The 12,558-nt window shown below is 70.1% G+C and carries 13 protein-coding genes; 12 read left to right on the top strand and 1 reads right to left on the bottom strand.

The genetic code is table 11. The features are described 5' to 3' along the window. Nucleotides 1-46: 46 nt before the first annotated feature. From glmS to AC2D10_RS06695, 9 genes are all read left to right on the top strand, one after another. Nucleotides 47-1,894, top strand: a complete 1,848-nt coding sequence (gene glmS, locus AC2D10_RS06735; protein ID WP_484711253.1) for a glutamine--fructose-6-phosphate transaminase (isomerizing) — start codon at nt 47-49, stop codon at nt 1,892-1,894. 219 nt (nt 1,895-2,113) lie between these two features. Then, nucleotides 2,114-2,473: a holo-ACP synthase gene (locus AC2D10_RS06730; RefSeq protein WP_484711251.1), complete on the top strand. Its 360-nt coding sequence runs from the start codon at nt 2,114-2,116 to the stop codon at nt 2,471-2,473. Then, entirely contained in the window at nt 2,470-3,576 is a 1,107-nt protein-coding gene (alr, locus tag AC2D10_RS06725) for an alanine racemase (protein ID WP_484711250.1), read from the top strand. The genes AC2D10_RS06730 and alr overlap by 4 nt, the downstream gene beginning before the upstream one ends. Continuing rightward, a complete protein-coding gene (gene tsaE / locus AC2D10_RS06720; protein ID WP_484711248.1) occupies nt 3,573-4,058 on the top strand; it encodes a tRNA (adenosine(37)-N6)-threonylcarbamoyltransferase complex ATPase subunit type 1 TsaE in 486 nt (161 codons plus the stop codon). Before alr ends, tsaE begins: the two co-directional genes overlap by 4 nt. 141 nt (nt 4,059-4,199) lie before the next feature. After that, complete coding sequence (gene tsaB, locus AC2D10_RS06715; RefSeq protein ID WP_484711246.1) at nt 4,200-4,823, top strand: tRNA (adenosine(37)-N6)-threonylcarbamoyltransferase complex dimerization subunit type 1 TsaB; 624 nt, start codon at nt 4,200-4,202, stop codon at nt 4,821-4,823. After that, a complete protein-coding gene (gene rimI, locus AC2D10_RS06710) occupies nt 4,820-5,356 on the top strand; it encodes a ribosomal protein S18-alanine N-acetyltransferase (protein WP_484711245.1) in 537 nt (178 codons plus the stop codon). Before tsaB ends, rimI begins: the two co-directional genes overlap by 4 nt. After that, nucleotides 5,353-6,420, top strand: a complete 1,068-nt coding sequence (gene tsaD / locus AC2D10_RS06705; RefSeq protein WP_484711244.1) for a tRNA (adenosine(37)-N6)-threonylcarbamoyltransferase complex transferase subunit TsaD — start codon at nt 5,353-5,355, stop codon at nt 6,418-6,420. Before rimI ends, tsaD begins: the two co-directional genes overlap by 4 nt. Continuing rightward, entirely contained in the window at nt 6,417-6,920 is a 504-nt protein-coding gene (locus tag AC2D10_RS06700; protein WP_484711243.1) for a hypothetical protein, read from the top strand. The genes tsaD and AC2D10_RS06700 overlap by 4 nt, the downstream gene beginning before the upstream one ends. A 5-nt stretch (nt 6,921-6,925) precedes the next feature. After that, a complete protein-coding gene (locus AC2D10_RS06695; RefSeq protein WP_484711241.1) occupies nt 6,926-8,179 on the top strand; it encodes a hypothetical protein in 1,254 nt (417 codons plus the stop codon). A 6-nt stretch (nt 8,180-8,185) separates the two neighbouring features. Here the strand turns inward: AC2D10_RS06695 and AC2D10_RS06690 are convergent, their stop codons facing one another. Further along, nucleotides 8,186-9,403, bottom strand: a complete 1,218-nt coding sequence (locus AC2D10_RS06690; RefSeq protein ID WP_484711240.1) for a class I SAM-dependent methyltransferase — start codon at nt 9,401-9,403, stop codon at nt 8,186-8,188. 142 nt (nt 9,404-9,545) lie between these two features. On the opposite strand from AC2D10_RS06690, the gene groES reads away from it, so the two are divergent. The 3 genes from groES to AC2D10_RS06675 all read left to right on the top strand — a co-directional run bounded on the left by groES (nt 9,546) and on the right by AC2D10_RS06675 (nt 12,283). After that, nucleotides 9,546-9,842: a co-chaperone GroES gene (groES, locus tag AC2D10_RS06685; protein ID WP_484711239.1), complete on the top strand. Its 297-nt coding sequence runs from the start codon at nt 9,546-9,548 to the stop codon at nt 9,840-9,842. A 99-nt stretch (nt 9,843-9,941) separates the two neighbouring features. Next, nucleotides 9,942-10,874, top strand: a complete 933-nt coding sequence (gene rarD / locus AC2D10_RS06680; protein ID WP_484711238.1) for an EamA family transporter RarD — start codon at nt 9,942-9,944, stop codon at nt 10,872-10,874. A gap of 146 nt (nt 10,875-11,020) precedes the next feature. Beyond that, nucleotides 11,021-12,283: an ABC transporter substrate-binding protein gene (locus tag AC2D10_RS06675; RefSeq protein WP_484711236.1), complete on the top strand. Its 1,263-nt coding sequence runs from the start codon at nt 11,021-11,023 to the stop codon at nt 12,281-12,283. The last annotated feature ends 275 nt before the right edge of the window (nt 12,284-12,558 follow it).

The raw sequence follows: 12,558 nt of genomic DNA, 5'->3' as shown, positions 1-12,558 counted from the left end.
ATATTGTTCGGACGGCTCGCAAAAAAAGCGCCTTATCTTTGATCCCATGTGTGGAATCGTCGGATACGTGGGCCCCCGCCCCAGCCAGGACATCCTTCTCGCCGGGCTCGCCCGCCTCGAGTACCGCGGATACGACTCCGCCGGTGTCGCCGTCATCGACGGTGAGGGCTCGCTGGGCATGCGCAAGAAGGCCGGGAAGCTGGCCATGCTGCGCGACTCGCTCGTCGACGCGCCGCTGCCCGACGGCACGACCGGCATCGGTCACACCCGCTGGGCCACCCACGGCGGACCGACCGACGTCAACGCGCACCCGCACCTGGCCGACGACGACAAGCTCGCCGTCATCCACAACGGCATCATCGAGAACTTCTCGGCGCTGCGTGCCGAACTGCTCGCCGAGGGCGTGGAGTTCCGCAGCGAGACCGACACCGAGGTCGCCGCCGCGCTCCTCGGCCGCGAGTACGCCCGCAACGGCGGCGACCTGCAGCTCGCCTTCCGCAACATCGTCACCCGCCTCGAGGGCGCGTTCACACTGCTCGCGATGCACCAGGACCACCCGGGTCTCGTCGTCGGCGCCCGCCGCAACTCGCCGCTCGTGATCGGTCTCGGCGAGGGCGAGAACTTCCTCGGCTCCGACGTCGCCGCCTTCGTCGAGTACACCCGCAAGGCGCTCGCGATCGGACAGGACCAGATCGTCTCGATCACACCCGACGCGGTCACCGTGATCGACTTCGACGGCGCCTCGGTGCAGCCCGAGCCGTTCGAGGTGTCGTGGGACTCCGCCGCCGCCGAGAAGGGCGGATGGTCGAGCTTCATGGCCAAGGAGGTCGCCGAGCAGCCCGAGGCCGTCGCCAACACGATCCGCGGACGCATCCAGGACGGCCAGGTCGTCATTCCCGAGCTCGACGGACTCGACGAGCTCTTCATCGGCATCAACCGCGTCATCATCACCGCCTGCGGCACGGCCTCGTACGCCGCGCTGGTCGGCAAGTACGCGATCGAGCAGTGGTCCCGCGTCGCGGTCGACGTCGAGCTCGCACACGAGTTCCGCTACCGCGACCCGGTGATCGGCGCCGACACGCTCGTCGTCTCGATCAGCCAGTCCGGCGAGACCATGGACACGCTGATGGCCGTCAAGTACGCCCGCGAGCGCGGTGCCCGCACCCTGTCGATCTGCAACACGCAGGGCGCCACCATCCCGCGCGAGTCGGATGCCGTCGTCTACACCCACGCCGGACCCGAGGTCGCCGTCGCATCGACCAAGGCCTTCTCGGCGCAGATCACGGCCCTGCTGCTGCTGGGCCTGCACATGGGCCGCGTGCGCGGTGCCATCGCCGACGCCTCGACCGACGTCGAGGAGCTTCTCTCGCTGCCCGAGAAGATCGCCAGTGTGCTCGAGCGCGAGCAGGAGCACGTCACGCAGCTCGCCGGCTGGATGGCCGACACCCGTTCGGTGCTGTTCCTCGGCCGCCACGTGGGCTACCCGATCGCGCTCGAGGGTGCGCTCAAGCTCAAGGAGATCTCGTACATCCACGCCGAGGGCTTCGCCGCCGGCGAGCTCAAGCACGGCCCGATCGCGCTGATCGAGCCCGGCCAGCCGGTGTTCGTGCTGGTGCCGTCGCCGCGTCATTCCGCGCTCGTGCACTCGAAGGTCGTCTCGAACATCCAGGAGATCCGCGCCCGCGGTGCCCGCGTGATCGTGATCGCCGAAGAGGGCGACGCCGCCGTGCTGCCCTTCGCCGACGAGGTCATCCACATCCCGCTCGCGGGTGCGATGTTCGAGCCGCTGCTCGCGGTCGTTCCGCTGCAGATCTTCGCCATGGCGCTCGCCACGGCCAAGGGTCTCGACGTCGACCAGCCGCGCAACCTCGCGAAGTCCGTCACGGTCGAGTAGGCGGCGCGCTTCGCGCGCCCCCTTCCCTTCCCCTTCTGCTCTTCGCCTTCCCCTTCCCTGGCGCCGAGTGCACGGCTTATCGCCGACTGCACGGCTTGTGCGCGTGCGGATGCCGTGCGCTCGGCAGCATCCCGTGCACTCGGCGACAGTGAGGTGGGGAAGACGGCAGGGGCGCGGAGCGAGGGCGGGGGAGCGGGGGCGCGCGAGTAGGCTTGTGCGGTGATCATCGGGACCGGCATCGACCTCGTGGACATCCCGCGGTTCGAGCGGACGCTCGAGCGCACTCCACGTCTTCTCGAGCGACTCTTCGCCCCGTCGGAGCGGTCGCTGCGGATGCCGTCGCTCGCCGCCCGCTTCGCCGCGAAGGAAGCCCTGATCAAGGCCCTCGGCGGTTCGGACGGCGTGCACTGGACCGAGATCGAGATCGCATCAGAGCCCTCGGGCCGCCCGCACTTCGTCCTGACCGGATCGACCGCCGCGGTCGTCGCCGAGCGCGGCATCACGACGCTGCACCTCACCATGTCCCACGACGCGGGGTTCGCCACCGCGTTCGTCGTCGCCGAAGGAGCGCCGCTGTGACGAATCCCTTCCGCGAAGCCGCGATCGATCTGGATGCTGTCGCCGACAACGTCCGCCACTTCCGCCGTCTGACCGGGGTCGAGGTCATCGCCGTGGTCAAGGCCAATGCGTACGGACACGGAGCTGCGGCATCCGCCGTCGCCGCACTCTCGGGTGGGGCGACGCGGCTCGGTGTCGCGGAGATCCCCGAGGCGCTCGAGCTGCGACGCCAGGGCGTGCACGCGCCGATCATGGCCTGGCTGCACGCCCCGGGGGAACGTTTCGCGCAGGCGGCGGCCGAGAACATCGAGCTTGGTATCTCGTCGTTTGACCAGCTCGAAGCGGCGTCGGCGGTGGCGTCGGTCGATCATCCGGTGGGCGTGCACCTGAAGTTCGAGACCGGACTCTCGCGCAACGGCATCGCCCCGGCCGACTGGGGACGCGTGCTCGCCGAGGCCGCGCGTCTCGAGCGCATCGGACGGCTGCGGATCGTCGGGCTCTTCAGCCACCTCTCGAACACCTCGCTCGACGACGATCAGGCCGCGCTGGCGAAGTTCGAGCAGGGGGTCGCGGCTGCGGCGTCGTTCGGCATCCGCCCCGAGATCCGCCACATCGCCGCCACCGCCGCCGCGATCGATCGCCCCGACATGCGCCTCGACGCCGTGCGGGTGGGCGTGGGCATCTACGGCCTCTCGCCCTTCGACGACCGCAGCTCGGCGCAGCTCGGCCTACGCCCGGCGATGACGCTGCGCGCCTCGATCGCCGCGGTGCGACGCGTGCCCGCCGGCACCGGGGTCTCGTACGGCTACGACCACCGCACCGAGCGCGACACCACGCTCGTGCTCGTGCCCCTGGGCTACGCCGACGGGGTGCCGCGGCAGGCGTCGGGCAAGCTGCCGGTGTCGATCGGCGGTCGCCGTTTCACGAATGTCGGACGCATCGCGATGGACCAGTTCGTCGTCGACGTCGGAGACACCCCCGTCTCGATCGGCGATCAGGTCGTGCTGTTCGGCGACGCCACGCTCGGGCTGCCGTCGGCGGACGACTGGGCGCGCGCGGCCGACACCATCAACTACGAGATCGTCACCCGTATCGGGGCTCGCGTGCCGCGGCGGTCGGCATGAGCATCGATCCGGCATTCCTCGGTCGCGTCGAGATCGCGACGTCTGACGCGATGGAGCAGCTGGGCTTGCGCATCGGCGAACAGCTCGAGGCGGGCGACCTGCTCGTGCTCACGGGGCCGCTCGGCGCGGGCAAGACGACGTTCACCCGGGGTCTCGCGCAGGGGTTGGGTGTGCGCGGACCGGTGCAGAGCCCGACGTTCGTGATCGCCCGCACGCACCCTTCACTCGTGGGGCGGGCGCCGCTCGTGCACGTCGACGCGTATCGGTTGGGATCAGCCGCCGAACTCGACGACCTCGACCTCGACCTCACCCGTTCGGTCGTCGTGATCGAGTGGGGGCGCGGCATGGCCGAGGAGCTCGCCGACGCCTGGTGGGACATCGAGCTCGAACGGCCGGTCGGCAGCTCCGGAGACGACGTCGACGCGTCAGAACTCGACGCCGACGCCCCCCGCATCGTCACGATCGCGCGCCTCGAGGCCTGAACTCGGGTCGCCCGCGGTGAAGTCACCGACGCCTGCCGTTCACAACTAAGCAAGAATTCGCCCGAACCCGGCCGAATCGGCCGTGGGAACCCTCCCACGGGCGATCGCTGCTGAGTACTGAACGCCGACTACCCTGGAACAGTGATCCTCGCCGTCGATACCTCCCTCGGAACAGCCGTCGCTGCCATCGATTCCGACGGCTCGCTGCGGGCCGAGGCCGCCACGGCCGACCCGCTGGGCCACGCCGAAGTCATCGGCGAACTGCTGGTGCGCGTGCTGACCGAGGCCGGATCCGACGCGATCACCCATGTCGTCACGGGCATGGGCCCCGGACCCTTCACCGGCCTGCGCATCGGCATCGCCGCGGCCCGCACGTTCGCCCTCGGCCGCGGTATTCCGGTCGTGCCAGTGCCCAGTTACACGGCCGCGGCTCTGACCGCGATTGAGACCGACGGCATCGCTGGACCCTTCGCCGTGGTGACCGACGCCCGCCGCCGTGAGTTCGCGATCACCGTGTTCGAGGGGACGGACGCCGACGGCATTCCCCAGACGATCGCCGACACCGTTCTGGTGCGCCACGCCGACGCCGATGAGCACCTCGCGGGTCTGCGTCGTGTGGACGTCGCCGCGCTGTCGGCCGTCGACCTCGCGCGCGTCGGCGCACGCGCGGTCGCCGCCGGCCGCACGCTCACTGACGCCGAGCCGCTGTATCTGCGCACCCCCGACGTCACCATGCCGGGCGCCCCGAAGAAGGTGGGACGATGACGCTCCGAACCGCCACCGCCGACGACCTCGACGCGATCATGCGCATCGAGCACCGCTCCTTCCCGACCGATGCGTGGAGTGCCGAGATGATGGCGGCCGAACTGGTCAGCCCGCACGGACGCTACCTCGTCGACGAGCACGACGGAGTCATCATCGGATACGGGGGAGTGCGCGCGTTGCAGGGCAGTGCCGACGCCGACATCCAGACCATCGCCCTCGACGCCGAGCACCGGGGCTCCGGTCGCGGTCGCACTCTGCTGCGCGCCCTGCTCGACATCGCGGCCGAACGCGGCGCCCGCGAGGTGTTCCTCGAAGTGCGGGCCGACAACCCGACCGCCGAGGGACTGTACCTCTCCGAGGGGTTCGAGGAGCTCGCCCGCCGCCCGCACTACTATCAGCCGGATGACGTCGATGCGATCGTGATGCGGGTCGAGTTGCGTCGCCGCGCGGCGGCTGCCGCAACCACCGCAGACACCGCAGACACCGCAGACACCGCAACCGTCGAGACCGCCGAGAAGGAGGCGACCGCGTGAGCGAGCCGCTGGTGCTGGGCATCGAGACGAGCTGCGACGAGACGGGCATCGGCATCGTCCGCGGGCGCACGCTGCTGTCGAACACGATCGCGTCGAGCATGGACGAGCACGCCCGCTACGGCGGCGTCGTACCCGAGGTCGCCGCCCGCGCGCATCTCGAGGCGCTGCAGCCCTCCATCGATGCCGCCCTGGCTGAAGCGGGCGTGCGACTCGACGAGCTCGACGCCGTCGCCGTGACCAGTGGTCCGGGTCTCGCGGGTGCGCTGATGGTCGGCGTGGGCGCGGCGAAGGGCCTGGCCGTGTCGCTCGACAAGCCGCTCTACGCCGTGAACCACCTGGTCGGACACATCGCGGCCGACATCCTGACCGCCGACTCCACGCCGCTGGAGTACCCGACCATCGCGCTGCTCGTGTCGGGCGGGCACACCTCGCTCCTGCACGTGCGCGACCTCACGACCGACGTCGAACTGCTCGGCGAGACGATGGATGACGCGGCTGGAGAGGCGTTCGACAAGGTCGCGCGACTGCTCTCGCTCCCGTACCCGGGCGGACCCGAGATCGACCGCGCCGCCGCCGACGGCGACCCGAACGCGATCCGGTTCCCGCGCGGGCTGTCGCGCGCGTCGGACCTCGCGAAGCACCGCTATGACTTCTCGTTCTCGGGGCTCAAGACCGCCGTGGCCCGCTGGGTGGAGCGCTGCGAGGCCGACGGAGTGAAGGTTCCCGTCGCCGATGTCGCCGCGAGCTTCCGCGAGGCGGTGGTCGACGTGCTCGTGACCAAGGCGCTCGCCGCGTGCGCCGACCTCGGTGTGCCGCGACTGCTGCTCGGCGGTGGTGTGATCGCCAACCGACGCCTGCGCGAGGTCGCGCTCACCCGCGCGGAGGCGGCCGGAGTCACTGTCCGCATCCCGCCGCTCTCGTTGTGCACCGACAACGGCGCCATGATCGCCGCGCTCGCCGCCGAGCTCATCGCGTCGGGCCGACGCCCGTCGACGCTGGCGTTCGGCGCGGACTCGACGCTGCCCGTGACCGAGATCCAGATCGCGGAATCGGTGCCCGCATGAGCGACGACGTGAACGCCGCGCGACCGCCCACCGGGGCCACCGCCCGCATTCCCCCGATCCCGCCCACGCGCATCGACCAGCCGAGCGACGAGGTCGAGCGCCCGGTCGGCGCCGCCCGCATCCCCGGCGCCCGGCGCGAGGCCTACACGAAGATGCCGACCGGACCCGTGGCCCTCGAGCCCGTGGTGTCGACCGGCCCCGACATCGAGGTGACGCCGCGCCTGGAGTGGGCGCCGACGGCCGGTGTGAGCACGGTCGACGACACCCGCCTCGCGCCGTGGGCCCTGCTCGCGGCGATCGTCGCACTCGGCGCCTCGTTCTTCGTCGGCTGGGGCATCCCGTTGGCGATCGTGGCCGTGATCGCCGCGATCATGTCGCTGCGCCGCCCGGTCGAGAGCCGCGCGATGGCCGTGTGGGCCCTCGTGCTGGGACTCTGCGCGACCATGTACAGCGCCGGCTGGCTGCTCTGGGCCGCCCTGCAGTTCGAGCAGCTGGGATAGAGACCGTGCTGCCCGCCGAGGACCGTGACGAACTGCGGATGCTGCAGCGCAAGGCCTACGGTCGGGACGGCGCGCTGACGGATGCCGAGGCTCGTCGCCTGCGCGAGCTGGAGCGCCCCGCGCCGGCACCCGCCCCCGCCCCCGCCCCGGCCCCGGCCCCCAGGCCTGCCGCCGCTCCTGACGAGCCGACCCTCGTGACGGCCGTGCCCGACCGGGTGAGAACCGACACGACATTCGCGGATCTGTTTCCCGAGGATTCGACGCCGGATCGGGCATCGGAGCAGGACCCCGATCAGGACGCCGAGCCGCTGGCGCCCCAGAAGCGGCAGCGAGCGGCCCGTCGGCGCGGGGCATGGGCGATGCCCCGCCGCTACGGACTGGCCGTGGCCGCAGCATCCGTTCTGCTGCTCGCCGTCGGCGTCGGAGTGGGCTGGGCGCTGTTCGGGCAGGACCCGAACGCCATCACCCTGACGGAGGAGCAGCAGCAGCGCCGACTCGAGTTGTACGAGAAGGGCCCGTACGACGAGGGTTCCATCCGCCCGATCGGGCAGGAGGGAGACGCACTCGTCTGGTACGGCACCCAGAACGACGGCGTCGACGCCTGCCTGGTCCTCGATGTGGCCGACCAGTCCGGGCGGCAGTGCCAGCCGCGCGCTGACGTGACGTCGTTCTCGCTCGCGGCCTCGGTGATGGCGATGACCACCGCGACGGAGGAGTCCGACACGGTCGAGGCCGTGAACGTGAACGCCTTCCTGCTCTTCGCCACGAACGGTGAGCCGTTGGTGTCGATCCAGCGGTGGACGCAGTCCAGCGGGCAGCTGAATCAGTTCTCGGGTGAGGAACGCGAACGCGCGGAAGAGCTTCTGGAGGACGACGAGACCGCCTCGCTTCAGATCGTCGGCTCGTTCCGCGACGAGCCGGTCTGGCTGATCGATCGTTTTCTGGACGACGGCGTCGAGCGCTGCCTCGTCGTCGATGCGGTCGAGGAGCACTCGCAGTGCGCGCGGAGCGAGGATGCGGTCGACAGCGGCATCAGCACGCTGGTGTTCGTCGACGACGGTGCCGGCGGATCGGAGGCATGGAGCCTCCAGGTGGCCTACACGGTGAACCAGATGCCGTACCTCGTGGTGGCCCGCGAGTTGGATCCGGCGAACCTGACCTCGGGCGAGACGTACCAGGAGTACGGCGATCGTGTCGAGGTCGGCGGCGAGCAGGGCGACCCGATCGAGGTCTCGTCCGGCACCGCCCCGGGCGACTGAGCCGGACTACGCGGCCGCCGGCACCCGGTCGGCGAGGATCGCCACACGCTGCGAACCGACGCGCGCGAGGATCAGGGTCGCCGACGCGTCGCCGCGCAGCGTCAGCTTCTTGCGGAACGCGGCCGGATCGATGTCGACACCGCGCTTCTTGATCTCGAGCGTGCCGATGCCGCCCGCCTTCAACGCCGCGTTGATCGCCTTCGGGTTCACGGTCAGCGTCTCGCGCACGCGGAACGACTGCACGAACGGACTCGTCAGCGCGGCATCCGAGGTCAGATAGGCGATCTTCGGATCGAGCATGCCGGCGTCGAGGCTGCGGGCGACATCGCCGATCAGGCGCGCGCGGATCACCGCGCCGTCGGGCTCGTGCACGAAGGCGCCGAGCGGCCGCACCGGCGCGTCTTCGGTGTCAGCGCCGGAGGTCATCTCGTGCGAGCGCTCGCCGCGGATCACCAGTGCCGAGCGACGCACGCCGTCGCGGGCGAGCTCTCGCGTCCAGACCACGAGCTCCACCACGCTGCCGTCGGCGCTGACCCACTGCGCCTCGGCATCGGTCGGCAGCGCGTCGCGGTCGTGGGCGGGGCCGAGCTTGATGCCGGTCGGGATGCGTGACGCGAGATCGAACGCCCAGTCCAGCGAGGGGGAGTAGTCGTCGGCCGAGACGCGGCGGGTCTCGCTGTGACCGGCGGTGCGGCGGGCCGGGTCCATCCACACCGCGCCGAACCCGCTGATGTCGGTCTCTTCGGCGGTGCCGTGCTGCACGACGACGCTCGCCTCACCCGCGTCGGTCTGCGCGAACGGGGCGAGGTTGTACGCGGCGAGGGCGGCCGTGACCTCGTCGGCGTCGACCGCGAGCACGCCGAGTCCGGCACCCGCGAACGCCAGGGCGTCGCCGCCGATGCCGCAGCCCAGATCGGCGACGCTCGTGATGCCGGCCTGGCGGATGCGCTGTGCGTGGCGTGCGGCGACCCCGAGACGCGTGGCCTGCTCGAGGCCGGCGCGGGTGAACAGCATCCGCCCCCCGAAGGGGCCGAACTTCGCCGTGGCGCGTGCCCGCAGCGTGGCCTGCCCGACCACCGCGGTGACCAGCTCGGGGGAGTGTCCTGCAGCCCGCAGCCGCGAGACGGCGTGCGCGACCTCGGCGGTCGACTCGATCGGATCGAGACCGTCGAGCAGCGCCAGGCCGTCGGGGGTCAGCAGGGCGCGCAGCTCGGTCATCTCCACGCGTCCAGCCTAGGGCGCGGGTGCCGCCGGCTGGCACTCGCATTGCATGAGTGCCAGCCGAACGCATAGACTGGATTAGCACTCTCGGGTTGAGAGTGCGAACAAGTCTTTCGTGTCAGCGTCAAGAAAGAAGAGGTAGACCGTGTCGGTTTCCATCAAGCCGCTCGAAGACCGCATCGTCATCCAGCAGGTCGAGGCAGAGCAGACCACCGCGAGTGGACTGGTCATCCCCGACACCGCCAAGGAGAAGCCCCAGGAGGGCGAGGTCGTGGCTGTCGGCCCCGGCCGCATCGACGACAACGGCAACCGCGTTCCGATCGACGTCGCCGTGGGCGACCGTGTCCTGTACAGCAAGTACGGCGGCACCGAGATCAAGTTCGGCGCAGACGAGTTCCTCGTCCTGTCGGCTCGCGACGTTCTCGCGGTCGTGGTTCGCTGATCCCCTGAACTCAGGTTCTCGGAAGGGCCCGGATGCTTCGTGCATCCGGGCCCTTCCTGCGTGTCCGGTCGCCGCCGCCCGCGGGCGTAGGGTTGTGCGGTGATCCCCGAGACGACCCGCGCCACTCAGACCGCCGGAGTCGCCTACGCCGGGGGAGCGTATCTGCTCTGGGGAGTGCTGCCGCTCTACTTCCTGCTGCTCGTGCCGACGGGTCCGTGGGAGGTCGTGGCCTGGCGTGTGCTGCTCTCCTTCGTCTTCTGCCTGGCGCTGCTCACGGTCATGCGCGGCTGGGGCGCGCTGCGCGCGATCATCCGCGACCCGAAGCTGCTCGCGTGGACGGCGCTGGCCGGGCTGCTGATCTACGTCAACTGGCAGGTCTTCCTGATCGGCACACTCACCGGTCACGTGGTGGAGACCAGCCTCGGGTACTTCATCAACCCGATCACCACCGTGCTGCTGGGTGTCTTCGTGCTGAAGGAGCGCATTCGGCGCCTGCAGTGGGCCGCGATCGCGATCGCCGCGCTCGCCGTGGTCGTCATCGTCGTGGGCTACCGCGCCTTCCCGTGGATCGCGCTGTCGCTCACCGCCTCGTTCGGGCTGTACGGCCTCATCAAGAAGAAGATCGGCCCCGCGGTCGACGCCGTCAGCGGACTCACGCTCGAGTCGTTCTGGCTGATCCCGATCGCGATCGTGCAGCTGGTCATCGTGGCGTCGACGCCCGTGGGCATCACCCTGGGTGCCCACGGCACCTGGCACGCGGTGCTGCTGGCGTTCGCGGGCGTGGCCACCGCGGTGCCGCTGCTGCTGTTCGCCGCCGGCGCCCGCCGCATCCACCTCACCGTGATCGGCATGATCCAGTTCATCACCCCGGTGATGCAGTTCATCATCGGCGTCGCCCTGCTGCACGAGCCGATGCCGATCGAGCGCTGGATCGGCTTCATCATCGTGTGGATCGCCATCGGCGTGTTCGTCATCGACCTGCTGCTCGCCGCCCGTCGTGGCCGCAGAACTCCGGTCGCCCAGGCCCCCTGAACCTGGGACGCACCCGGGATGGCATTCGGTGTCGGATCGTTAACGCACCGAAATACTTGCGACACCTGTGAACGGGCTGAACGGCCTAGGGTTAGAGCACCCGAACCGTGGTCACGATCCACGTTCTGTTAAGCAAGGGAGCACCAATGAACGCACTGAAGGGTTCGCGCACCGCGAAGGTCTTCGCAGGGATGGCGCTGCTCAGCGCATCCGCTCTGGTCATCGCGGGCTGCAGCAGCACGCCGGCCGCCGAGCCTTCGGAAGGCGGTGGAGACAAGCCCGCAGCCGACCTGACGCTGAAGCTGGGTTCGCTCCTGCCGCAGACCGGTTCGCTCGCGTTCCTCGGACCGCCCATGGAATCGGGCGTCGGACTCGCCGTTCAGGAGATCAACGAGGCCGCCGCGGGCGTCACCATCGACCTCACCGCTGAGGACGAGGGCGACACCGACACCAAGGCGTACGAGACCTCCATCACCAAGCTCCAGGGCGCGGGCGTCACGGCCATCGTCGGAGCCGCGGCATCCGGTGTCTCCAAGCTGATCCTCGACGGAAACGTCAGCGCCGGCATCCTCCAGATCTCGGCCTCGAACACGTCGCCCGACTTCACCGCGTGGGACGACGAGGGCCTGTACTTCCGCACCGCCCCGAGCGACCTGCTCCAGGGCGAGGTGCTCGGCAACCTGATCGCCGAGGACGGCGCGAAGACGCTCGGCATCATCTACCAGAACGACGCCTACGGCACCGGTCTGAACGACGCCATCACCACCACGTTCGAGGGCACCGGCGGCGAGGTCGTCGAGGCCGTGTCGTTCAACGTCGGCGACGCGCAGTTCGACGCTCAGGTCGAGTCCATCAAGGCACAGAACCCCGACGCCGTCGCGATCGTCTCGTTCGACCAGTTCAAGACGCTCGCACCGCTGCTGGTGAACGCCGGCATCACGGCCGACAAGTTCTACCTGGTCGACGGAAACCTCTCGGACTACGGCGACGAGCTGTCGGTCTCGCTCGAGGGCGCGCAGGGCACGAAGGCCGGTCCCGCGCTCGCGGATGACTTCACCGACCGCCTGCAGACGTACTGGACCGGCGAGGGCAACCCCGAGGTCAAGGACTTCACGTACGCGGCTGAGGCATACGACGCCGTCGTGCTCGTGGCACTCGCCTCGCTCGTGGCAGGCTCCACCGAGGGTGCGGACATCGCTGCGGCGATGGCCGAGGTCTCGGGCGGCACCGGCGACGGAGAGGCGTGCACCAGCTTCGCCGACTGCGCCAAGATCATCAACGACGGCGGAACGGCTGACTACGACGGCTACTCCGGCGACGTGACGTTCGACGAGGCGGGCGACCCCCAGGGCGCCTCCATCGGCATCTACGAGTACGGTGCCGACAACATGATCAGCCGCACCAACTGATCACAGCACGCATACGAAGGCCCCGGACGCGAGTTCGGGGCCTTCGTCGTGTGTGGGGCTGTGCGCGGGGAGGGGCCGCATATGGCCGCTTCGCGGGTGGGGTTGCGGCGTGTTGTGACCCCTGCTGCGCGGAGCCGGTGGGGCTGTGCGCGGGGAGGGGTCGCATATGGCCGCTTCGCGGGCAGGGTTGCGGCGTGTTGTGACCCCTGCTGCGCGGAGCGCGCGGCGACCCGGCCGGGAGGGTCGCATATGGCCGCTTCGCGGGTGGGGTTGCG

The organism is Microbacterium sp. PI-SA-G (assembly GCF_057215335.1).
Note: the sequence above shows the minus strand (reverse complement) of the source record. Positions and strands in the feature narration are given on the sequence as shown.